Origin of the sequence: Paenibacillus xylanilyticus, assembly GCF_009664365.1 — a bacterium.
Taxonomy (GTDB): domain Bacteria; phylum Bacillota; class Bacilli; order Paenibacillales; family Paenibacillaceae; genus Paenibacillus; species Paenibacillus xylanilyticus_A.
This window is the reverse complement of the sequence record NZ_CP044310.1, coordinates 1,320,030-1,344,180: the sequence shown is the minus strand read 5'-3', so window position 1 is coordinate 1,344,180 and position 24,151 is coordinate 1,320,030. Positions and strand designations below refer to the sequence as shown.

The 24,151-nt window shown below is 49.1% G+C and carries 21 protein-coding genes; 2 read left to right on the top strand and 19 right to left on the bottom strand.

The features are described from left to right. Window positions 1-165: 165 nt before the first annotated feature. On the top strand, window positions 166-1,122 hold the full coding sequence (locus tag F4V51_RS05985) for a D-2-hydroxyacid dehydrogenase (protein WP_153977271.1): 957 nt from the start codon (window positions 166-168) through the stop codon (window positions 1,120-1,122). Between the two features lie 125 nt (window positions 1,123-1,247). Here F4V51_RS05985 and F4V51_RS05980 read toward each other — a convergent pair whose 3' ends face one another. The 4 genes from F4V51_RS05980 to F4V51_RS05965 all read right to left on the bottom strand — a co-directional run bounded on the left by F4V51_RS05980 (window position 1,248) and on the right by F4V51_RS05965 (window position 6,803). Beyond that, window positions 1,248-2,237, bottom strand: a complete 990-nt coding sequence (locus F4V51_RS05980; RefSeq protein ID WP_153977270.1) for a TRM11 family SAM-dependent methyltransferase — start codon at window positions 2,235-2,237, stop codon at window positions 1,248-1,250. Between the two features lie 41 nt (window positions 2,238-2,278). Beyond that, on the bottom strand, window positions 2,279-3,991 hold the full coding sequence (locus tag F4V51_RS05975; protein WP_153977269.1) for a methyl-accepting chemotaxis protein: 1,713 nt from the start codon (window positions 3,989-3,991) through the stop codon (window positions 2,279-2,281). Between the two features lie 331 nt (window positions 3,992-4,322). Continuing rightward, window positions 4,323-5,369 carry an MsnO8 family LLM class oxidoreductase gene (locus F4V51_RS05970; protein ID WP_236146700.1) on the bottom strand — a complete coding sequence of 349 codons (1,047 nt, stop codon included), beginning with the start codon at window positions 5,367-5,369 and terminating at the stop codon, window positions 4,323-4,325. Window positions 5,370-5,387: 18 nt separating this feature from the next. After that, entirely contained in the window at window positions 5,388-6,803 is a 1,416-nt protein-coding gene (locus tag F4V51_RS05965) for a deoxyguanosinetriphosphate triphosphohydrolase family protein (RefSeq protein ID WP_153977268.1), read from the bottom strand. Between the two features lie 265 nt (window positions 6,804-7,068). On the opposite strand from F4V51_RS05965, the gene F4V51_RS05960 reads away from it, so the two are divergent. Further along, window positions 7,069-7,227 carry a hypothetical protein gene (locus tag F4V51_RS05960; RefSeq protein ID WP_153977267.1) on the top strand — a complete coding sequence of 53 codons (159 nt, stop codon included), beginning with the start codon at window positions 7,069-7,071 and terminating at the stop codon, window positions 7,225-7,227. Window positions 7,228-7,498: 271 nt separating this feature from the next. Here F4V51_RS05960 and htpG read toward each other — a convergent pair whose 3' ends face one another. The 15 genes from htpG to F4V51_RS05885 all read right to left on the bottom strand — a co-directional run bounded on the left by htpG (window position 7,499) and on the right by F4V51_RS05885 (window position 24,087). Next, window positions 7,499-9,379: a molecular chaperone HtpG gene (gene htpG / locus F4V51_RS05955; RefSeq protein ID WP_153977266.1), complete on the bottom strand. Its 1,881-nt coding sequence runs from the start codon at window positions 9,377-9,379 to the stop codon at window positions 7,499-7,501. Window positions 9,380-9,952: 573 nt separating this feature from the next. Next, a complete protein-coding gene (gene nikC / locus F4V51_RS05950) occupies window positions 9,953-10,849 on the bottom strand; it encodes a nickel transporter permease (RefSeq protein ID WP_153977265.1) in 897 nt (298 codons plus the stop codon). Window positions 10,850-11,104: 255 nt separating this feature from the next. Next, window positions 11,105-12,109, bottom strand: coding sequence for an ABC transporter permease (locus F4V51_RS05945; protein ID WP_095360724.1), 1,005 nt, complete (start codon window positions 12,107-12,109; stop codon window positions 11,105-11,107). A 177-nt stretch (window positions 12,110-12,286) separates the two neighbouring features. Beyond that, a complete protein-coding gene (locus F4V51_RS05940; RefSeq protein WP_153980581.1) occupies window positions 12,287-13,936 on the bottom strand; it encodes an ABC transporter substrate-binding protein in 1,650 nt (549 codons plus the stop codon). 835 nt (window positions 13,937-14,771) lie between these two features. Beyond that, entirely contained in the window at window positions 14,772-15,701 is a 930-nt protein-coding gene (locus F4V51_RS05935; protein WP_153977264.1) for a glycoside hydrolase family 25 protein, read from the bottom strand. Between the two features lie 149 nt (window positions 15,702-15,850). Further along, complete coding sequence (locus F4V51_RS05930) at window positions 15,851-16,096, bottom strand: hypothetical protein (RefSeq protein ID WP_153977263.1); 246 nt, start codon at window positions 16,094-16,096, stop codon at window positions 15,851-15,853. After that, window positions 16,083-16,580: a phage holin family protein gene (locus F4V51_RS05925; protein ID WP_153977262.1), complete on the bottom strand. Its 498-nt coding sequence runs from the start codon at window positions 16,578-16,580 to the stop codon at window positions 16,083-16,085. Before F4V51_RS05925 ends, F4V51_RS05930 begins: the two co-directional genes overlap by 14 nt. Before the next feature lie 269 nt (window positions 16,581-16,849). Then, the gene (locus tag F4V51_RS05920) at window positions 16,850-18,052 is read right to left on the bottom strand and encodes a tail fiber protein (protein WP_153977261.1); all 1,203 of its coding nucleotides are present in this window, start codon (window positions 18,050-18,052) and stop codon (window positions 16,850-16,852) included. Next, on the bottom strand, window positions 18,052-18,645 hold the full coding sequence (locus F4V51_RS05915; RefSeq protein WP_193723095.1) for a YmfQ family protein: 594 nt from the start codon (window positions 18,643-18,645) through the stop codon (window positions 18,052-18,054). Before F4V51_RS05915 ends, F4V51_RS05920 begins: the two co-directional genes overlap by 1 nt. Beyond that, window positions 18,638-19,777 (bottom strand): baseplate J/gp47 family protein, encoded by a 1,140-nt coding sequence (locus tag F4V51_RS05910; protein WP_153977259.1) that lies wholly within the window; start codon window positions 19,775-19,777, stop codon window positions 18,638-18,640. Before F4V51_RS05910 ends, F4V51_RS05915 begins: the two co-directional genes overlap by 8 nt. A 4-nt stretch (window positions 19,778-19,781) precedes the next feature. Beyond that, window positions 19,782-20,237, bottom strand: a complete 456-nt coding sequence (locus F4V51_RS05905) for a DUF2634 domain-containing protein (protein ID WP_153977258.1) — start codon at window positions 20,235-20,237, stop codon at window positions 19,782-19,784. Beyond that, window positions 20,230-20,640 (bottom strand): hypothetical protein, encoded by a 411-nt coding sequence (locus tag F4V51_RS05900; protein WP_153977257.1) that lies wholly within the window; start codon window positions 20,638-20,640, stop codon window positions 20,230-20,232. Before F4V51_RS05900 ends, F4V51_RS05905 begins: the two co-directional genes overlap by 8 nt. After that, entirely contained in the window at window positions 20,633-21,619 is a 987-nt protein-coding gene (locus F4V51_RS05895; RefSeq protein WP_153977256.1) for an XkdQ/YqbQ family protein, read from the bottom strand. Before F4V51_RS05895 ends, F4V51_RS05900 begins: the two co-directional genes overlap by 8 nt. Next, window positions 21,616-22,245 (bottom strand): LysM peptidoglycan-binding domain-containing protein, encoded by a 630-nt coding sequence (locus F4V51_RS05890; RefSeq protein WP_153980580.1) that lies wholly within the window; start codon window positions 22,243-22,245, stop codon window positions 21,616-21,618. Before F4V51_RS05890 ends, F4V51_RS05895 begins: the two co-directional genes overlap by 4 nt. 54 nt (window positions 22,246-22,299) lie before the next feature. After that, window positions 22,300-24,087 (bottom strand): hypothetical protein, encoded by a 1,788-nt coding sequence (locus F4V51_RS05885; protein WP_153977255.1) that lies wholly within the window; start codon window positions 24,085-24,087, stop codon window positions 22,300-22,302. Between the last annotated feature and the right edge of the window lie 64 nt (window positions 24,088-24,151).

Below are 24,151 nucleotides of genomic sequence, written 5' to 3'. Positions count from 1 at the left end.
GTTCTATTATTTCATAATCATATGTCCTGTTTCAAGTTGGGTAATTATAGATTGACACAAATGTCAGCACTTGCACATGAGGCTGCACTCCTGCCTTTCTGCAGCATTTTCTCAAATCTGCTACACTTATCTCACAACTCAATTGAATTCAGGAGGTTACACACTATGGGTAAAATTGTATGTTTTCCATCTTTATCTGCGGAGCAGCAGCAGCGCATTTTAGACGCCGCACCCGGCTATACGCTGACCGTCAGCAAAGCCAAGGAGATTGACCCTGCCGAGTTAACAGAAGCCGAAATCATTGTTGGCTGGTCTCCACTCGTCACCGAACACGCCCTGAAGAAGGACAGCCTCCTGAAATGGGTACAGGTCTGGTCCGCAGGTGTGGATAACCTACCCTTCTCGGATTTGGAGCAAAAAAATATTCAGGTGACCAGTGCCAATGGCGTACATGCCATCCCGATCACTGAAATTATTGTAGGCATGATGTTATCGCACAGCCGCTGGCTGAGACAAGCCATGCTTCATCAACAGCAAGCCGAGTGGAAAAATCCCGGCAAACCACTGCCAGAGCTGCACGGCAAAACGGCTGTCATTGTTGGTGTAGGAGAGATCGGCACCGAAGCTGCCCGTATTCTCAAGGCGTTTGGCATGAATGTCATCGGGGTTCGCCGGTCCGGCAAAGACGTTCCTAATGTCGATCATATGTACGATATGTCCGGACTGCATGAAGCTTTGGGCAAAGGTGATTATGTCATCAACATCTTGCCCCTCACAGACGAAACCCATCATTTGTATGATCAAACCGCATTCGAACATTTCAAGAAAGGCTCCTGCTTCGTCAATGTAGGACGAGGTCCAAGTGTAGACACTGAAGCACTGATTCGTGCACTGGATAGCGGTCAGGTCGCCTATGCTGCATTGGATGTTTTTGAAGAAGAACCCCTTCCTGCGAAGCATCCATTATGGCAAAAGGATAATGTGTTAATTACCCCCCATATCGCGGGAAGTACGGAGCAATATACGGATCGGGCACTTGATATTTTTGTAGAAAATTTGGAAGCTTACCTGGCGGGCAAAACATTGCCGCTCAACCTGGTCGACTATAGTCATAAATACTAATTCGTCCTCCATTTTCCATGCGTAATTGTACAAATACCTTATCATTATTTCTAAAAATGGATATAAAAAACCTCCACACCCGGAAATCATTTCTTCCGAGTTGGAGGTTTTCTTCTACTATATAACTATGTGCATAACCAAACGTGACGTATAAACGTTCCTTTCCGCACAGCGCAATACTGATTCACTTCCCACCCCGCTGCAAGCAAATGCTCTTCCACCCATTCCGTGGAGACAACTACAGCCCGTTTCGCCAGCCTGCGCAGACTTGTGAGCATGACGCGCTGGTCTTCATCCGGAAGGACGGAACACAGATTATAGGGCATATCCAAAATCGCTGCGTCGTAAGATCCCTCTAATTCATTCATGTCACCCAGCGTAAGGCAAGCCGGATCATAACCAAAGTGCGGCAGATTGATGCGTGCTCCCTGAATGGCCAGCGGATTCAGGTCGTTCCCTCTTGCCTCGATCCCCATGGAGAGTGCTTCGATGACTACCGTACCCATGCCGCAGCATGGATCAAGCAGCCGCTGGTTCAGAATGTTTGGTACGGCAATGTTAACGAGAGATCTGGCCAGCGCAACTCCGAAACCCGTGGAGTAATTTTGCGGCTTCTGCTGATGACTGTGCCACGATCGATCCGCTTCTGTCCACTGACCCAAGATCCATTTTCTACCTGTTTGTATTAGTCCAAAGGTCACTTTCGGGTGCTTCATCTGCGCCTTGCCCTTGATGCACATTCCCACTTCTCTTTCCAGCTGACGGGAATGTTCATAATCAGGCATATGGTCTCCTTCTTTCAGACATACCACTTTGAACGTTTCTTCCGGAAGCAATTCAATCTTCGCTGCAGCCGGAAGCAAATCATTCACGCTGTCCGCTTCCGATATCACGTCCAGCCTTCCATGAATAAACGGACTTCTGCCTGGTGGAATGCATATACTGGACCGGACATATGAGCGTAAATTCGAATTCATTTCCAGCCTGGAACCAAACAATGCATGGAGCTCGAGCGAGCATAATTCACGCTCATTCTCATGACAGGCAAACGTGTAGATGTAATCTTGGTTAATTGAACTCCTTGTGATGTCGGTCGAATTGCTTTCAGTCAACATTGCAGCCGTCCTTCATGTTTCTTCTATTATAAGAAGAAGGTTTATATTTTTAATTTTTCGATGGAAGCAAGCAGGTCATCCGACAATTCCTTCAGTGATTGAATGCTGCCGCTAATCGTTTCCATGGAGCTTACCTGTTCTTCAGCCGAAGCCGAAACTTCCTCTACGCTTGCTGCAGATTGCTCCGATACTGCCGAGATCTGTTGGCTAAAATCATTCATGCGTCCACTTGCATCCTGCATGCCTTCCAACCCGGCTGTCATCGTGCCAATCACGTGAACCATTTCCTCCACAGATTCATTAATATTCCGGAATAGATTCCCCGACGTTCGTACATGTTCCTGCCCCAGTTCAGTCTCCCGGACACCTGTACGCAATTCAGCCACAACTCCCTGGGAATCCTGCTGGATATCTTCCGTAATCACTGTAATTTCCTCCACTGAAGTCTGCACCGCTTCCGATAACTTCCGTACCTCGGATGCCACCACGGCGAACCCACGACCACTCTCTCCAGCACGGGCCGCCTCAATGGAAGCATTCAATGCCAGCAGGTTGGTCTGCCTTGCGATGTCACGAATCACTTGGACCAGCTTGGAAATATCCTCGTTTTTACGGTTTAGCTGCTCCATCCGCTCCATCGAAGCCGAGACAGCCCCGGAAATTTGCTGCATTTGCTGCACGGATTGCTCCATGGCCTTGCGTCCATTCAATCCCTGCTCCAGCACACGTTCTGACATCGCACTAAGCTTGCTCCCTTGATTGGCATGCTGCTGAATGTGCTCGTTCAATCCCTCAACCGCACGTGCTGATTCAACTGCCGTTACGGCCTGACTCTCTGCAGCCTTAGCTGACTCTTCCATCGTAATGGCAATCTGCTGACTTCCAATTTTGACTTCTTCCGAAGAGATGGCCAGCTCGTTGCTCTGACGATTCACCGCTTCGGCAACACGTCTGACATTCAACACCATGGAAGTCAGATTTCCTTTCATCGTGTTTACCGCTTTAGCCAAGAGCCCTACTTCATCTTCGTGCTTGGTATGTATATCCTGCACATTCAGTTGGCCTTCTGCAATCAGCTTCACTGCACTAATAACCCGGAGCAGCGGTTTCACGACCTGCGAACGGATAATCGGAATCGCGATCGCCGTGATCGCAATCATGATCAGCACCCCTACAATAATGATCATTCGGCCATTCTGCACCGACCTGATGGTTTGCGCTGCCGAGAGATCCGACTGATTCTGATTGTATTCGACCAGATAGTCCAGATCGACCTGCATGGCATCGAAGGATTCAGCCCCTTTTTCCGAAACTTCCTTCGCCAGCTGGGATTGTCCTTGATCACTCAAATTGATCGCTTGGGTATTCAGCTTAAGGTAAGCCGCCCACTTCGTCTTGAATGCGTCCCAGTGCTCCTGTTCGTCTGTCGCCTTATCCTGCTGATCGTATATTTTGATCGCCTGTGTCGTTTCACGAATATAGTTGGTACGCTCTTCAGCGAGTTCTGCCTTGTCTCCATCCTGAGCATCAAAGTGCCGGTAACTCAATGACAAAATATGTTCGGTGGTATAGTTCAACCTATTGATTTGCTGAATCGAAGGCATCCAGTTCCCCGTTATCTCATTGGTGTTGGCTTCCATAGAGTTTAACCGGATAACAATGGTGACACTAAGGAGAATTAAACAGAGGATTAACAAATAGAACGCGATGCTGATACGCAGACCGATACTCCTGATCTTGAATCTGCTGAACATGTGATTTCCCCCTTATACCGGATTCGGCCTACCTCCGAATTTTCGGTTCTTTGGTCTTGGTTTTACCCTTCTTTTGGCATCTTGCAAAATACTCTTTTATCATATATCTATGGGTAAACTGACGTAAAGTATTATAACATTATTTTGTTTAAGACATGCTTCGTTTTGTAAAAACTTGTGCCTCGTAAACACGTTGATTTCATAGGAATACATGCGAAAGCATCAGCGAGATAAAATGGAAAAGAGCTGCAGCATGCGGAGAATACCGATCTGCAACCCTTCAACATGTTAAATTGTGAGGATTATCCTATGAAAACAGGAACTGCACCGCTTACTTCACCATGGTTTTACCAAACTCGGCAAGTAACCGATAAGACGCAAGTCTTCGCTCGTAATCAGGTCCGGCTGTAACTACCAGAAATTGCTTCGTCCCCAGTCGTTTGCTTACCTGCCCGAATTGTTCCCAGATCTGCGGCGCTGTTCCTGCAAAATGTTTGCGCGCTTCGTCCTCACCCTCGCCCTTCTCAATGTTGATCTGACCACCAGTCCCCGTACTAGAGTTAGATTCCTTCTCTGGAGCGTTCAGGGCTGGCACATCTTGTCCACTCTTCCTTCGCCGATCTGCTATTTCGCGGCTCCAGTCCCGAGCTTCCTCCTCAGTCTCTGCACACATTGCACTGACCGCAGCCATCACTTGGGGTTCATTCATTGTTTTACTGGGAATAAACCCATCCCGATACCGCTTTACCGCTTCCGTACCATCGGCGTCACTCATAAACTGCCCAAACACATACCCCATGCCAAACCGTGCAGCAAACTCGGCACTCTTGACGTTGGTACCCAGCATCCACAGGGATACGGGAAGTTCAGGGATTGGACGTGCCGTTACCCGATGCTCCTCATAGCTGTACCGATCCTCGAGCAATTCAGTAAGTGCCGCGAGTGATTCAGGCAATTTGGACACATGCTGCAAATAATTGCCGCTTAGCGCCATGGTGGCATGCGGCCCACCTCCAGGCGCGCGTCCCAGCCCCAGCTCAATTCTGCCTGGGTACAGTGCAGCCAGCAGCCGAAACGACTCGGCCACCTTCAGCGGACTGTAATGCGGCAGCAGCACCGCACCCGATCCCAGCTGAATGGTTGCTGTCCTCGCACCAATATGCGAGAGCAAAACTTCAGGCGATGCGGATGCAAGTTCCTCCATATCATGATGCTCGGACGTCCAGTACCGGGTATATCCCCAAGCTTCGGCATGTTGAGCCAAGGATACAGACTGCTGCAATGCCTCTTCCGCTGCAGCTCCTTTCAACCTTGGCACAAGGTCGAGCACGCCCAGACTGAACGGCTCACTTGATCCTGTGCCGATGTTTGTATCCAAGCTCCTCACTCCTTATTTTTAGTCCAGATCGTAGATGGAGCCTACCTTCAGACCGTACAATTCATTGTATATTTTCTCGGCAAACGCATCCGTCATACCTGCAATATAATCAATCACCATGTGCTCCCATGTCCAGATCGGATGAGCCTTCGCCTGATCCTTCTCATAGCGCTGCAGCCAGTCGGATGGAATGATGGATTTGGACGTTTCCGGGTCCAGGAACGCATCCCACAGGCGCTTGATCATCCATTCACTGCGTTTTTGCAGACGCTGTACGCGCAGATCACGAATCATGGTCACCCAGGCAAAACTCTTGAGCACACTCACCGTACGCAGCATATCAAGATCCTCTGCATCTTCGCGGACAAACGTCACCTTCTTCCAATCCCCGTCGTCAATTACGCCCAGGCTGCCCACAAAGAGGCTTACCCAGTATGCCTTGACCTCGCGGCGGGTTCGGGAGTAATCATGCTCGCAGAACGGCATCTTCTCATTCCAAACGCGCAGGAACGAAGCAAGCACTTCTTCTACCTTTTGCCCAATCGCCTCTCTCGTCCATCCATTCCAGAACAGATCCTCGAGTGTAGTAATTTTATCCACAATCAGGCGATGAATGTGCGGATCCTGCAGGAAATGCTCATGCACTTCGATTTTGCCTGCCTTAATGCCATCCTCCAAATCATGTGCGGAGTACGCAATATCGTCACAGAGATCCATGAGCTGTGCTTCCAGTGTCTTTTTGCCAGCCGGCATGTTCCAGCGATTACGTATCTCGTGGATATATTGCCACTCATGATGGTACATGCCCTTCTTGCTCTCCGTACCTGGATAAGGATATTTGTTGATACCAAGGAGCACCGCATCGGACAAATTCAATCCATCGATGTCCTCCCGCTTCTCCAGGAACATGATGAGACGGAAGTTATGTGCGTTGCCTTCAAAATGCTCATATTTCCGCTTCAGCTCTGCACGAACCTCTGGCTCCTGCTGGGGTGATTTCGCACTGCGGTTCTTCTTCATGATCTTCTTGACCTCGGTGTTGATCAGGTCATCCAATATGCCGTCCAGTACTTCTTCCCCTTTATGTCCAAACGGCGGATGTCCGAAATCATGTGCAATTGCGGCACATTCCACCACTTCTGAATCAATAATAAGCCCCGGGCTGTCCGCCTGACTCCAGTCCACCTGTGGGTATCGACGAAGCAGACTTCTTGCCGCCTCTCGCGCGATCTGCGCAACCTCAAGGGAGTGGGTTAACCGGGTGCGATAATAGTCGCCTGTTCCGGCACCAAACACCTGGGATTTGCCCTGCAACCGGCGGAAGGTCGGTGAATGAATTAGTCTGGAATAGTCCCGCTCATATGCTGCACGAGCTCCATCCAGTTTGGTAAGTTCGGGATATTGTCTATGTTCTCTCAAATCGTTCCATTGCATGTGATCACTCCTAGCCGACTGTCTCTATTTTGAGTGATTATACACAACATCCGTCGTTTCGAAAAGCAAAACCTGTCTGTGATTGTCATCTCTTCTCACATCAACTTGTGATGTACAGTCTTCTTCTTTTATTATACCCCGACAGACTATCATCCGTGCACCTAAATGATTAATGATATACATCGAAATACATCAAAATATGAAACCATTTAGAGTATTGTAGAGATCATTCCGATAATTCAAAAAGATAGGATGAAAATTACTGATGAGCATCAGTGGCCGTTCCGGTTACGGATCGTTCTTCCGATCGCTGTTGTCTCCAGGTTTTCTGAATTTCCCTTGGCAAGGGGAAAACCCGGAGACAAACGCGACCGCTCCGCTTCTTCAGAATCGATTCCGTCCCCTCCACTACTTCGCTGCTTAACGCTATGGATTTCATTAAAAAGTAGTATTCTTAGAATTTAAATCAGTAGGAAGTTGCTAAAGACAAACTCAATCTTAATTCAATTGCGACCTTTCATGATCCTCTGTCTCCTATTTGTTTCTTTGGAGGGAGAGAAACTAAAAAAAACGACAGGGACGGAGTCGCCCTGTCGGGTGGAGATGGTCAGCGTCTCGCTTGCTGGCCTCTTACTTTTATAGATGCTGATAGCGTGAAACTACACGCTACTTAAAAACTCAGCTCGGTGATGCGATTACACCATCACTTTGCAGATGTCGTTTGTGAACTCTACCGGATCTTGGATTGGCAATCCCTCAATCAGCAAGGCCTGGTGATACAGCAAGCTTGTGTACAGGGTCAGTTTTTCCTTATCCTGTGCGTAAGCATCTTTCAGGGATTTGAAGACATCGTGGTTGACGTTGATCTCCAGCACCTTATCTGCCTGTACATTCTCACTGTTCGGCATGGCTTTCAGGATTTTCTCCATCTCGATGGTCAGTTCACCTTCGGTGGACAAACATACCGGATGGCTTCTGAGGCGTTTGGAAGCTTTGACGGCTTTTACTTTGCCTGCGAGCTGTGCTTGCATCGCTTCAAACAACTCTTTGTTATCGTTGTCTTCTGCTTCGTTTTTCTCTTTGTCCTCGCTGTCTTCGATACCCAGGTCACCGCTGGAGATGGATTTGAACTCTTTTTCCTTGTAGTTCATGATCATTTTGATCGCGAATTCATCGATGTCCTCCGTGAAGTACAGCACTTCATATCCTTTATCCAGTACACCCTCGATCTGAGGCAGCTTCTCAATCCGCTCAATGGACTCACCCGATGCGTAGTAGATATACTTCTGATCTTCCGGCATTCTGGAAACGTACTCGTCCAGGCTGACCAGTTTCTTCTCTTTGGAAGAAGAGAACAGCAGCAGATCCTGCAGTGTATCCTTGTTTACGCCATAGTCGCTGTATACGCCATATTTCAACTGACGTCCAAACGCTTGATAGAACTTCTCGTAGCTCTCGCGATCGTCCTTCAGCAGGCTTTGCAGTTGGCTCTTGATTTTGTTTTTGATATTTTTCGCGATCAGGCTCAGCTGACGGTCATGCTGCAGCATTTCACGGGAGATGTTCAGGGACAGGTCTTCCGAATCAACCATACCTTTGACGAATCCGAAGTAATCCGGCAGCAGATCGCCGCATTTGTCCATGATCAGGACACCGTTGGAGTACAATTCCAGGCCTTTTTCGTACTCTTTGGTATAGTAATCAAACGGCGTGCTCTCCGGAATAAACAGAATGGCATTGTATACCACAGCGCCGTCCGCGCTGATATGCAAGTGTTTGAGCGGTTTGTCAAAACCGTACCGTTTTTCCATATAGAAGTTGTTGTAATCTTCTTCGGTCAGCTCGCTTTTGTTTTTGCGCCAGATCGGCACCATGCTGTTCACGGTTTGCTCTTCCTTGTACTCCTCGAACTCGTTCTCCGTACCTTCCTTCGGACGCTGACTTGTCACATCCATCTTGATCGGGTAACGAATGAAGTCGGAATATTTCTTGATGATGGATCTCAGGCGATACTCTTCCAAAAACTCATCGTAGGAATCCTCTTCGGTATTCTGTTTAATCGTCAGGACGATTTCCGTACCTACGGAATCTTTCTCAGCTGGAGTAATTGTGTATCCATCCGCACCTTCAGACTCCCACTTCCAAGCTTCGTTGCTGCCCAGCGTTTTACTCGTTACGGTCAGCTTGTCCGCCACCATAAACGCGGAGTAGAAACCAACTCCGAACTGTCCGATAATGTTATGGCCATCTTTGGCCTCATTTTCCTTTTTGAACGCCAGCGAGCCGCTCTTCGCGATAACCCCGAGATTGTTCTCCAGTTCTTCCTGGCTCATCCCGATTCCGGTATCAGTCAACGTAAGTGTACGATTCTCTTTGTCGATGGTCAGCTTGATGTAGTAATCCTCTTTGTTGAAGACAAGCGTATCGTCGGTAAGAGCTTTGTAATATATTTTGTCAATGGCGTCACTGGAGTTGGAGATCAATTCTCTCAAAAAGATTTCTCTTTGGGTATAGATGGAGTTGATCATCATATCCAGCAAACGTTTGGATTCTGCCTGGAACTGTTTCTTGGCCATGAATGGGTGTTCTCCTTTCAATTTGGGATATAGAATGATTGATTTGCAGTTATAGAACAAACCATTTACCTTTACACGAAGCCACTTCGCTAACCAGAACCATTTTCCGATCGCTGTTATCCCCAGATTTTTTTGATTCCAATAGTATAAATGGAAAATCCGGTGATAAAGGCGAACACTTCGCTTCTCCAAATTGGTTCTGAACGCTTCGTTCCCGTGTAGTCTCCAAGTTCGTTCTATGAAACAAAATTAATCATTCCATATGTAGTCGCTGTAGTATAAAGCATCATTTGTTAGCACTCAGGTGACCGGAGTGCTAAACCCTTTCTTTTATATAACATATGGCAAAATTGGGTGTCAATACGCCGGGCGTTATTTTAACAAAATGGATGCTTAACACATCGTTTATACACACTTATTTGATTTTAACGTAATCCATCTGCCAATACAAAAGCCAGCTCGAATCGACGTTCGAACTGGCTTTTCCCGGATTGGTATAGCTGAAATAATCAGCCTGGCTAGTAAGCTGGGTAAAAAAGTAGGTCAATGGAAGAATAGAACACATTCCTTCATTTACTTCACCATCTTTGGATCAAGGGTATCACGCAATCCATCCCCGAGCAGGTTGAAGCCGAGTACCGTCAGCATGATGGAAAGGCCGGGAAAGATAAGCGTCCACGGCGCCTTCTGCAAAAACTGACGTGAATCCGATAGCATTTTCCCCCATTCCGGGTCAGGCGGCTGTGCACCCATGCCGAGGAACCCCAGTGCGGCCGCCTCAATAATGGCTGTCCCGATGCCCAGTGTTCCCTGAACAATCAGCGGGGTAAGACTGTTCGGCAGGATATGGCGAAACAGAATACGCATATTATTTGCGCCCAGTGTGCGGGCAGATGTAATGAATTCCTCCTGTCTCAAGCTAAGTACACGCGAACGCACCAATCGTCCGTAGGTCGGAATGTTGACGATAGCTATGGCGAGTAATGCATTTTGCAGCGAGGGACCCAGGATTGCCACAATGGCAATCGCGAGCAGGATGCCCGGAAAGGCCAGCAGAATATCGAATAGACGCGAGATGAGCATGTCTGCCCATTTTCCATAAAACCCGGCAACTAGTCCAAGCAATGCTCCCGCAATAATGGAACCGATCACCGAGAAGAACCCCACCCACAAGGAGATACGCGCTCCGTAAAGCACTCGGGAAAATACGTCACGCCCCAGATCGTCGGTACCAAACCAATGCTCTGCCGAAGGGGCCTGAAGCCGATCCGTCAGCACTTGTTCCTTGTAATCATAAGGAGAAATGTATGGCGCAAGGAAGGCCAGCAGGATGAAAAACACAATAATGATCAGTCCGGCGAGCGCCAGCCGATTGCGGCGAAATGTTCTCCAGGCTTCCCGCCATGGACCGGATGCACCTGCCGATACTGCTTCTATGGATTGTCCGGTGTTGGTTGATAATTTGGCCATGCGGCGTCTCCCTTCTTTAGCTATGAATGAAAGATAAGAAGAATGATTCCAATAACACTTCGGACTACGATTGCTGAACCATCTTCCGATCGCTGTTATCCTCAGATTTGTTGATCCACTTTTTTTAAGGGTAAAAATCTGCTGATAAATGCGAACGCTTCGCTTCTACAGATTAGTTCTGCACTCTTCGTATCGTGTAATTTCTGATATCTATCTTATTTAAAAATTCATTCATCAAAACAAATGATGGAGTTCCTACTTATAGCTGATTCGTGGATCAAACACAGCATAGAGTAAGTCGACAATCAGGTTGATCAATACGAAAAAGAAGGCAACGATCAGAATGCCACTCTGAATGACCGGATAATCCCGCGAACTAATCGCTTCATATATATAGCGTCCCACACCAGGCCAAGCGAAGATTGTTTCAGTCAGTACCGCGCCGCCGAGCAAAGAGCCGGTTTGGATGCCGATAACGGTCAGGACCGGAATAAAGGCATTTTTGAGTGCATGTCCATATACGACAAAAAACGGACCGAGTCCCTTCGCCTTTGCGGTGCGGATATAATCCGAACTCATGACCTCAAGCATGCTGGAGCGAGTCATCCGGGCAATAACAGCCATCGGAATTGTTCCAAGCGCAACACTTGGCAGGATGAGATGTTTGGTTACAGTCCACAGCTGGTCCCAACGACCGGCAATCATCGTATCCAGAACATAGAGACCGGTGATAGCATCGACGGGATCACGTGCGTTCATTCGTCCAATGGACGGCAGCCAGTGCAGCTTGTTGGCAAACAACCACTGTTCCATCAGACCGAGCCAGAAGATTGGCATTGATACACCAACCAAGGCAATAACCATACAGCAGTAGTCGAACCAGGAGTTATGTTTCCATGCGCTGACGATCCCCGCATTTACGCCAATAATGACGGCAAATAGCATACTTGCCATCGTCAATTCGAGCGTCGCTGTCAGGTAAGGTACGATTTCCTGGGCAATAGGCACCTTGGTACGGATGGATGTGCCCAAGTCTCCTTGGAGCAAATCGCCAAGATAAGCGAAATACTGCTGGAACCACGGTTTATCAAGTCCGAGCTGGTCCCGAAGGGCTTGCTTGGACTGTTCGGTTGCCTTTTGCCCAAGTATCGTCTCCGCCGGGTCGCCCGGAATGGCATGAATGATGGAAAAGACGATCAGGGTCATGCCGAGCAGTACGGGCAGCAGCACGAGTATGCGTTTGACAATATAACTGTTCAATCCCTATTCACCTGCCTTTGACGTATCATGCAACATGCAATTATAAAAGCGCTGGTAGACAAGAATGCTTTAGATTGTTATGACCAGATGCGGATTCTCTTCTAAGCATTGCGTGTTCACCAGCGCCTTGAAAGATGTAACGATAAAATGATGATGATTTTAGATCACATAAATCCGTTATTCAAAATAAGCATTTGCATAGGATTCGCTGCCCAGTGGGGAAGGCACAAAACCTTTCAGGTTTGCTTTACCTGCCAGAATAGGTGTCGTGTGCACAAGTGGAATCCACGGTGCATCTTCCTTGATAATGACTTGAGCCTGTTTGTACAGCTCGGCGCGTTTGTCCTGATCCGTTTCTTTCTGCGCTTCGGTCAGCAGCACATGCAGCTCTTCGTTTACATAGAAGCTGCGGTTGTTGCCCGGGATGGCGTCTTTATCCAGCAGCGTGTACAGGAAGTTATCCGGGTCGCCGTTGTCTCCGGTCCAGCCGAGCATGTAGATGTCGTCCTTCTCTCCGGCTTTTGCATCATCGAGATATGTCGCCCACTCCGGCGATTCGATGTTGACGGTCACTCCGATTTTCTCAAAATCAGCTTGGATCGCTTCGGCCACCTTCTTGCCGTCAGGCATGTAAGGACGGGACACCGGCATGGCATAGAACGTCACTGGGTCTGGCAATCCGTCCGGGAAGCCGGCTTCGGCCAGCAATGCTTTTGCTTTTTCTAAATCATATGGGTAGTCCTCAATGGCATCGTTGTAACCCCACAGGGTTGGCGGCATCGGGTTCACGGCAGGCTGAGCCTGTCCGGCAAAAAACGCATCAATAATGCCCTGCTTGTTCACCGCGTGGTTGAGGGCTTGTCTTACTTTTACATCGTCAAAGGGTTTCTTCTTGAAGTTAAAGCCGATATACGCCACATTGAACGGTGGACGCTCGATCTTTTGCAGCTCACTGTTACCTTCGAGAATGGACAGATCGTCCGGGTTCAAGTCCTCCATGACATCAATCTCGCCATTTTGCAGGGCATTGAAGCGTGCCGTGTTGTCCGGAATCGAACGAACAATGACTTTGTTCAGCTTCGGTAAGCCCTCTTTCCAGTAATTCGGATTTTTCTCCAGGGTAATGGAGTCGTTCCTCTTCCACTCTACGAATACAAATGGACCTGTGCCCACGGGCTCGCTTTTGAAATTCTCTTTTTTCTCCTGAATGGCTGTTGGACTGGCAATACCGAATGGGGTCATCGCGATATTTTGCAGGAAAGGCGCCTGCGGCTGGTTCAGCGTGAACTCAACAGTCGTCTCATCAATCGCCTTCACTTCCTTGATGACACGACCATCCTCTGGCCCAAACATGGAATCGTAATAGTCGAAGGAATCCCCTTCAAATTTATATTCACTCGCCGGATCACTCCAACGGTTGAAGTTAAACACAACAGCATCGGCATTGAAATCTGTTCCATCATGGAACTTCACACCAGACTTCAGCTTAAACGTGTACTTCAGGCCATCCGCCGAAATCTCCCAGCTCTCTGCCAGACCAGGAACGACCTCCGTCTCGCCTTCCTTGTAATCCAGCAATGAGTCGAAGACCTGGTGCCCAATCTTCAGCGACTCCCCGTCTGTCACAATTGCAGGGTCCAATGCCACCGAATCCCCGCCGCGGCCCATGATCATCGTATCTTGCGCTTCCGTCACTTCGGCTGGCGGCTCACTGCCTTCCGCCGGAGCAGGCGAATTTCCAGCCCCCTCATTGCTGGAGCAGCCTGACAACACCAAGACGGTGCTCAAAGCCAGAGTCACAAAACCGGACATCCATTTCTTTCTCATTCGCATACGTACAACACCCTTCCCTGTCTCATAATGTGTGTAATGCTGGCGTGAAAAAACTTCAATGATAGCCATTGGTTCGGTGCTTGCTTGTATCAATGAAAGGCTTTAAGTGCCTGTGATACCTGTAATTACGATCGTATTAGGATAAGATGGATTACTATTCGTTTTTACGGTTTTATGGACCCAGATAGAATTTATGTGAATTTAAAATAATACCTTATAGAAAAGAAGTTAGTTCGGCTCAGTTGCGCAATATTTGAACTTAGGTCAATTAGCAACAGCATTCTACTTTTTGGATGGAAATGAAAATTGTTAGAAGACAAAAAAGACAAGAGAATTGCATCACGACAAGGTAGTAAAATATCGCTCGTTTTAGATACATATTTTTTTGTTTGCTCATGAAGTTTGGCATTGACCATTGGAAGGGTTAGGCAGCATCTAACAATTGTTAAAAGCTAAATGGATGTAGAACATCGTGTTCTCTTATGAAGGTAGTGGTATGAAGCTGCGAGTATGAGTGTGTATGTTTGATAATGTAGGGATTGGACAACAGGGAGATATTACAATAACTTATCATGTTAAGGCTCTGTCATGGTGAGGAGATTTATGTAAATAAACAGTGGTTGAAAACAATTTCGTGTAACTTACTTTACATCACATTCATCAATTAGACAAGAGTTTTGCGGACATAAGTCTTCAACTTTATTAACGCGTTAATTTTAATTACATAAAATACAAAAAAGGAACACCATTCGACATGATAATGCCGATGTGTCCCCTCTTAATCCCGCTCTGGCAACTTCCATTATAGCTTTATTATGTCGGTGTTAACTCACTTCTTAAACAAACCTCTGCGATACATGACCGTAATAAAACGGTAAAAATCATAACTCGCCCCATTGTCGATGCTGAACAGCGGATTTTTGGTGTCATACGCCAGGGCCGCATCCACGGCTGCTTTGGCCCACACCGGAACTTCCATCTGCTGACGTGCCTGCAGTTTATCTACCTGAGCCTTCAGCGCATCAAATGCTGCTTTCTCTTCGGCTGTCATCGGTTCGCCCCCTTTCGGTGGTTCGGTCGGCTTCACAGGCTCGGATGGTTCAGGCGGCTTCGGCGTGGCTGCTGCATATCTGGTCCGCAGCTCCGCTGCCGATCCTTCGAACTCATTCATGTCCACGTTGCCGCTAATTCCATTCACTTTGCCCGAATCTGTATACTGCCAGAACGTCCAACGTTTCCAGGCTGGCTGATCATCCGGTACACGTGTGCTGCTGTACCTCGCAACCCACAGATCATACGTGCCAAGTGAAGGTTCAAAATTGCCCGCAAATGAATTGCCCGTATATATGATTGGTTTTACACCCGTTAGACGCTGCAGTTCAGTTAAAAAGGCTTTGGCTACCGTGTTGATCTGTGCTTTGCTCAGATTGCCCGGGTTGTTCTCGTAGTCCATGACCGGCGGCAACTGCAGTGCCTTCGCGCCTCCGACTTTATTTAGCGTACTCGCATAATGCGCCGCTTCGGCCTTGGCCCCATCCGTGGACGTTGCCCGGAAGAAGTGGTACGTTCCGACCAGCATGCCTGCCGTCAGTGCGCCGCTTACATTTTTCTGAAAGTTCGGATCGGTATACGTCTGCCCCTCGGTTGCCTTGATGAACACAAACGTCATGCCGCTTGCCTTCACTTTGGCCCAGTCGATATTGCCCTGGTAGCGAGAGACGTCAATGCCCTGCGTGTTGCCTGAGCTTCTGGTTTGCATGTTTCTCACACCCTTTATGCGGCAATTGCCGTTTGTATATAGTTAATGCCAAGGATCCTGGGATTGCTTGTGTGCGTGTCCCTTGTTGATGGTAAAAGCCAAGTAGCCAAGTTCAGTTGATTATATATTAACCCACCAAGGAAAACATACTAAGTCGGCACGTGACCGTTCCAGATCCGGATCGTCCTTCCGATCGCTGTTGTCTCCAAATTTTCTTGATTTATTTTCTCAAAGGTTTGAAATTCGGAGACAAAGGCGACCGCTATCGCTTCTTCAGAATCGATTCCGTCTCTTCCACTACCTGTTGCCATTAGCACATACTTTTGACTCAGAAGCGCTCTGTCTGTTGTCACAGAGTACATTGGAATGAATGTTGAATCCTTACTTCGTGTCATCCCTAATCTGTTCATCCACGTCCTTATGATCTGATGGTGCAATAGATTCTCTGGAATTGGGAGTATAGTTACCGGGAATCCCCCCGTCCCCTCCCTTGCCCTTGAGCACTTCAATGGCCTGCCGGATCGCAGGTGGAATCGGTGCTCCCAGTTTGCCCCCATTTTCAATAATGGATAACAGCTCATTCGCGATATAAAAAAAGGCGACCGCATCCCTGAACAAATGTCCGTCTCCCAGAACACCGTCCACCAGATGAGCCACCGATACCATTGCAAATATAAATACCTTTCGCGCGATGCCAAACATCCCGACATTGCTTTCGAGCTTGCCACTCGCCCCCGCTGCCGCGATACCGGTTAGGTAGTCGAGGATGACGAAAACGAGCAATACCCCAAGCACGCCTGACCAGCCGCCGAAGAAGTAGGTTGCTGAGCTGCTTAACAGGGCGATAAAAGACTTCCATATAGTGTCCCATTTTTCCATGCTTTCACCTCCTTAAACAAGGATTACGAGCTTTCGTTCACTCCATTACAAAAATTCACTTCCGAACATATTAAGTCCCTCAAATTCTATTGTGCAGTACCATACCATATGTCTTTTTTTCACATACATCAGAGATATACAGGGGGTTACAGTGACATCCTGTAACCCACGTGTTGTAAATCAAAAGGGGATTTATAGAGAGAGGTGTGATGTTGTGGGCAGATACTGTATATACGCACACTCATTGTTGTCATCCTTATCTCATTCACCTAAACGGATACAATATTCCCATAAAAACTATAGTTGCAGTTGGATGTCCCCGTTCCCGCTACCATTAACCCTATCCGAATTTGCATTGTAGTATTAGCATTGAAATTTGCAGGCTTTTCATTAGTGTAGTGCTGGTAAGTAAGGCTGCCCGTCAATTTTTGAGAACGAGAAACCCCTGCAACCAAATCTAACTGAGCAGAGTGTAACTTGGTTGAGTTTAATTCACCGTTGCCGCTATAAGCAGCCACGGTAAAAGCCCACATAACCCCGTTTCCATCCATCAAAACCAAGGCTACTCGCTTATTGTTGTCTGTATTGGTAGCGTAAAAAAAATCCGAACTGGCTTGTATTGATATAAGTTTTGTCCCTGCCGGGATTGTCGCCACCACTGGACCGTATGCACCCACAGGTCCGCCAGGCAATGATAAACCTCCCGCTGGTAATGATATCGGTAAATATTGATAATAACCTTGTTCGATCCCGTTTATTTTTGATACCAGTGTTGCCCATGGATCGGATGTGGATGCACTGCCACCCTTGGCGTTAATGGCACCCACTATGCCATTCTTAGCATCAACGCCAGATTGAAAAACATCAAGGCTCCAAGGTTGCCAAATATTATTTTCCCGCGTCCTCTGGTAAAGAGTCTGAGTGCCACCGTTAAGCCGACTTGCCCTTTGAATTACATAACCCGATCCATTTGAATGACACTGTACATCAATGTACCACCATTCATCTACATTCGCTGGGATTGGAGCATTAGTTAAACTATTTCCGTTATATTGACCATTGGCCACCAATGAGTTAAGGTCTGTACCGGAAACCAACTGACTTTTACCATCATCAGCCGTAAGTTTATGTTTCTGCCATGTCTTTGTATCAATATAAGATTTAGCATTTGCTGTCGCATCTGTAGTAGCTACATTAATAGCCGCCACCCTCGCATCCCTTACCGCCCTCTCCGTCGCTGCCACCGTCTCCGACGTCCCATCCGTCTTGCTCGATAACTGCACCTTCCCCTTCTGCGTCAAAGACGCATCGGGAATATCCATCTTGCTCACCGCTTCACGAAGCGTATCCAAATCGCCCAGTGTCGCGACACCTGCATCTATCTTTTCAAAAATCCCATTAATACTCTCCCGGTTTACGTTCTCGTTGCCCAAGGGGAGAGGCAATTTCAGTCGATCCGTTTCTTGTGGCATTACGCCCACACCTCCAGTTCATTCCACGTCAGGGACGCGGCATCAAGTTCATCCCAAGTTACCTGTTTTCCATCCATGTCGTCCCACACCAGATAGCGATACTCATACTCCACGGCCATGTGGGCCGGTTTTAGTTCATCAATCGCACGTTTAAGATCATCAATATTTGGCGGGATACCCATCGTATCCACAAAGCTCACCGTAAAACTCCACGCCTCCGGTTGAAACGTGACATCCACCTTGCCTCCGGCATACGCCTCAGCTACATTCGCCACCAGTCTTCCGGAAAATGTCCCGGCACCGCGCAGCTTTGACTCCACCACGGCACGTCGTTGCTCCACGGGTTTGAGTCGATCCGTCTCAAGGCCAAGTTCCTGCTCCCAGAAATCCAATCCCCACGTCGCCGTACGGACGAAAAATTGATCCAATGTCTCATCCAGCGCCTGATACAGCAGATCCATCTCGGTACCTTTGGACTGCATATCCGCCTGCATAACGCGCGAAGTCTCATAATAACTCGGCAAATACGAGAACAGTTCTTTCCCCTTCGGGCTTGAGATTGTAGAATCCACAACCCCCGGCGGACTACTCATGGACATCCACCGTCCCCAGCACCGCCACCTGACTCGCAGTCATCTCAATATTTTGGTCGCTCACACCGTTTACGGTCAGCTCCGAATAGTCGATGATGGGCGGAATGTCCAGCAAAATCGCAGCAATGCGGGTGTATCGCACGAGCGGATCATCAAATGCCAACTGTTTCAGATATGCAGTTACCCCGCGTTCGATTAATGCTCGGACATCCGCCAAGGTTGCATCACTGGCCAGCGTCAGCTTCACCTCAATGTTCATGGGCACTTCCTCGGCTGGCATGACCGACACCACCGGACCTGCCGGTGCAACGCCTTCACCTTGACCATCCTGCGTCGGGTCCACATACTTCTGCACGGCCGCCACCAGATCGCTGCCTGCCGCACGTTTGTCCGTATCCAGCAGATACAATCCTACCGTGCCCGGACCCTTCCATAACGGAATTACACGTGTTGCGCCAACACCAGGCACTTCACTGGCCCATTGCACATACTGTGCCTTGTTGCCGCTTGTCCCCTGGTTGCGGACTTTGGCATAAAAGCGTTCCAGCAGCGCCGTGTCCGCCTCAATATCCGCACCGCCTTTGATAACGTCCGTGTTCACCACAGACGTCACGCCACTTACCGGTGTAGACAGCACGGTCACAGTGCCAGTCGGCACATTGCTTTCTTTTCCGGCAACGAGCGCTCGCACACCAACTACTCCGAATCCATCTTCTCCAAGCTCTACGCTCCCAACAGTCTCGTATTCCAGCGAAGCTTCACCAGATACTTCATCCGCGAGCGTCGCTACAACTGTACCAGCCGGCACCGCTTTCCCCGGTGTACCCGTGAACCTCACCGTGCCTTGTGCCGCCACCGCGGCCCGCCGCGTAATACCATGCTCTCCCGCACGCAGATCCAGCTCTTCCGAACGAAAATTCGGGTCACTGCTCGCAGCTGTACTGGCAAAACCACGCCGAAGCAGCTCCTGCGCCCACAGCGCCGCCTCAGACAGCATAAACGCAACCGGAGCTTCCGCGTCCCACAGAAACGATCCCTCCGACTTATCCAGATCCGCGGGTAGACGATCCAGCATGCGCTGCATAATCTGTTCCTCCGTCTGGTCCTCCAAATAACGCGGAATCTCAGCCATCCCGTCAGATCACCTCACTTTCTAGAATAAACATCTCTTCCTGTACACTCGCCACCCGGCACGAGAACATGCACTGCTCTAGGTTCCAATCAAACGTGAACTGGTCTACCGAATCCGTGCGTGGATCAGCCAGCAGCGTCTCCGTCACCATCCGGGTAATCTCACTTTCCATCACACCCCGGCTGTCACCCTGACCCACCAGCTCTTCCAGCTCCGAGCCATAGTTCCGGGAGTAAATTACATTTCTGTACCGCGGCGTCTTCACCGCCTTGATGCACCACTGCACCCAGGCTTCCTGCGGACCTGCCGCAGCCACTTTGCCACTTGGGGTCAGTACAAAATCCCCTGCATCATAATCGAATCGCCAGCTCCGCCCAAAGCGAACCTCTTCCGAAGCCGCACCCGACAGGTCCTCTTCATCTCCCCAGACCACACCCGTTTCCGGGAACAAACTAGGCATTCGCACTCACCACCTTACACAGCACCACAATGTCGTTACCACCATTTACCCGCATCGCCAGCACACGGTCCCCAGCCTTCAACCCTTTCCCCAGAGACCATACCGCTTCTTCCACTTCCTCTTCTTGCAAAAGAAACCTTCCCGTGCTCGTCGTTCCGCCATTCGCCACGTCAGGTATCCCGGAGATCGCGCCAACAGCCTCGCGCTCCGGCAACCCAAGCGTGCCCGGCAGCTCGGCCACGAGATAGTCCTGCACTTCGTGCTTGAAATCATCCAGCTTCACGCCGGACGAGGTCATCGTACCCAGCACCGCGCCCATGCCGCTCACGGCCTGACGGGTATGCGTACTCATCGCGCCCCGCATGACTTCGGCAAAATGCCCATACGGATCTTCCTTATTCAAGGTAATACCTCCTTTTCACCAGCTCCGCCGTGCCCAGCTCCAGCGTCATCGTACCTGGCCCAGCCGATAGATCTCGACTGACGGACATGACGATCAGCTTTAAGCCTTTGAGCAGCACCGCATCTCCGGCGCGAATCGTGTTGACATCTGGCGCGGAAACGGTAAAGGTCTCCTGGATGCCTGTCAGACGACTCTTCGCAAGCTTCTTGGCAGCCGCCACCGTTTTGACCTGATCGTCCTCGATCAGCTTTTGCAAGGTGCCCAGTTCCTCCACACCATCCTGCTCAATCGCCAGCACTTTCGATGGAACTTCCTTGCCGCTGCTGGATTCCGATGCAGCCATGACTTTAACTTTGGTGACTGCACCCTCAAGCGTACGCATCTGGGACAGATCGATTAGCCGATCCAGCTCGTACACCTTCGCATTGCTGCCTACCTTGAACAGCTGCAGCCCGCCAGGCGTCATTCGAGGATGATACATGTCTCCCCCAGACTTGGTGGTTTCCTTCAGATCCGCAAACATCATCGAAAAGATCGTCTGCGACCGATACACCGCTTTGCCCAGCTTTGTTTTGGTGTCTGGCAGTGTTCCATATGGAATCTTCCACTCCTTGGCGTACGTTTTGAGCCGCTGCGTGGCCGTCTGGTCTTTGGGCAGGAGGAACTCATCTTCCGATTTCTCCAGATAGATCATCCGGTCGTACACCGTGAGAGACAGCCGCTTGGTGCCGCTGTTCGAGCTTTCCACCTCCCAGATGACCGCAGGATGCAGCAGATGAACCATGGATTTTTCGCCAAAAGGAACCCCACTGATTCGCACCGCCATCCCCGGTGATATCGCAGGCAACCCGGAAGATGCCGACACCGCCAGCCGGATGCTCGCCTGATAGGCAATCTGATCGAGCGAATCCTTCAGCGTAATCGTCTCCACCAGCTTGGTAAGGTCATATTTGTCGTCCACGATAACCTTGTAGGTCATGGCATCACCAGCTTTTGTCCGGGCTTGATCCGGTTCGGATCACTGCCGATGGTTTTCACATTGAGCTTGTATATCTCGTTCCATTTGGAACTGCTGCCCAGCTCAAGCTTTGCAATTTTGGAGAGAGAATCGCCAGATTTGACGGTGTAGGTCTTGCTGCTCTTTTTCAGATCGGTACGAGAACCTGACTTGCTGCCTGATGTTGCCGCGCCGACCTTCTCCACTTTGGAATCCCGCCAGGTGCGCAGTGTAATGTCAAAATAAATGTCCCCACTCTCACCGCCCCGGAAGGTCGTATTGTGCGAGATCAGATACACCGGCACGTTCACCCCTGTGTTGGAAATGATGAAACGAAGTGGTTTTTTGGATACGAGAAACGTATTCAGTATATTCATCGTCACCCGCGGATCAGGTACAGGCTCGTACATGCAGTAGGACGCGTCATATTCTTTTGGAAAAAAAGAAGAGAAAGTGATCTCCTTCACCTTCTCTCCCTGTGCAAAATCAAATTCGCCATACTCAAGCATATTGATCGTTTCGTACCCTTTGGACCTTGATATCGTGAGCTCTTCCGGCTTCACCGGGAATCGAAACGATGTTGTTCCATCCTTCAGGGTAAATTCCATTCGGATTCCTTCCACATTGTCTTTAATTACACTCATAACAGGCCTCCTTTCTGCTTAGGCCATAATGGTTTTACGGTTTTCCATCGCGCGGCGGAATTCTCCCGAAATTCGCTGTCCAACTTGATGTGTGATCGCATCGTAGTCGATGGCATTTTCACGGACAGTCACCTGCACAGCCCCTTGAGGTATGTTGACGGCGATCTGGTTCGTCGTTTCGGTTTTAAAATCCTTGAGGTAACCGGCCAGACTGCTCATCTGTTCTTCTGATATTTGTACAGACATCGTAGACGATTTGCCATTCGTCTGAGCGCCGTTACCCAGCGCCATTGCTTGGGACTGCATCACACTTGTTCCCATAAGAGCGGCAGTCGTGGATTGACCACCCATGCTGTTCGCATAAGCCATAGGCCCAGTTATGGTGAGCGCAGATGGAATATATGCCGGGGGAATCGAGGGACCAGTAGGTACTGGAGTTGGGTTAGCAACGGTTGTAGCTGAGACAGTTTTTTCTTCTTTTTTGGAACCAAAACCGAAGAAATCGGATATGCCACTCACCATGCTCTTCGTTTTTTCAGAAACAAAATCGGCTGCAGTCGACAACGCTTTGCCTGCACCTTCCGTAGCGTTAGACATGAAGTTTCCAATATCTTTGGCCTTATCCCCGATCCAGCCTCCCGCCGAACTGCCGGCCCATCCACCTAATGCACCGCCAATATACGTGCCGATCCCAGGCAAAATAAAACTGCCAATGGCGCTACCAATCGCGGTACCAGCAGTTCCACCGATCATGGATCCGACTGCTCTGCCCCGCTCCTCAGGAGGTGCAGTGGCAACATTCGCTACATCGGCAAGCATGCTAATGGGTCCAAGAAGTTTACCCGCTCCCTTTGCGAGTCCCCCGCTCAGTTTGCTGAACAAACTATTGCCCGAAGACATATTGGACATTGGCGAACCTGAGGGAGCACTTGCGCTAAATCCGAAACGATTCGGATTCAGTTTTTGATCAAAGTCCACTTTCAGCTTCTTCTGTTCAGCATCAGAGATGTTGGTAATGATTTTTTTCGCAGGATCAGAAGCAGGCGTTTTTACAGTTCCAGTCGCACGTTCTTGATAGGACTTGGAACCGCTCTTGTAAGGACCTTTTTTTCCTCCCTCTGTTGCGGTCACAGTTTTAGCACTGCCACCACTTGCACTTTTGGTTTTGCCACCTTTAGCTCCGCCTTTTGAAAGTCTTCCTACCAAACTTCCGCCGGAGCAGCAGCAACATTGGGAGGCAGAGCCTTTATCTTTCTTGGATCCTCCAAACATATCTTTAACCTTGCCGAATATATCTGTTACATTATTTATTGGATCAGCGAAATCATTTAAATTTTGAAAAAATCGTCTTATTCCACTGATGTCCTCTTCTTCTTTCGCCACATTCTTTACCGTATTATTATTGCTCCCAATGTTCAGAGACAGCGAATGCCCGCTCGATGCTGGACTCAGCTTCCCCATCGCCACTTCAACCTTCTGCTTCACCTCCACCGATACCGTTCCCGAAGCCTTCACCATCTGGTTACGGAAACTGTTCAGTTTCGCTAATGCACGGTCCAATGCCGGACTTAATTGATCTTCCAGCCCAATCTTCGGTGTGATTCGCAGCCTGCTTAACCGAACAGCGGTACTATAGATGCTTTCCAGCCTGCGTCCGGTTGTTCTCAGTTCATTATTTACCTTGATTAGACTCTGATATCGCACCCTACCCAGACGTTCGGTCGAACGCTGAATCTGATCCAGATAACGCATGGTTGTACGCATTTCAGCGTTGGATTTGGATAACCCCACAATCATTTCTGCCATTCCTTTCACCTCCTGTCCAAGCTAATTATCGATTCATTTGCGAAGTCAGTGCTGCCATCTCCTC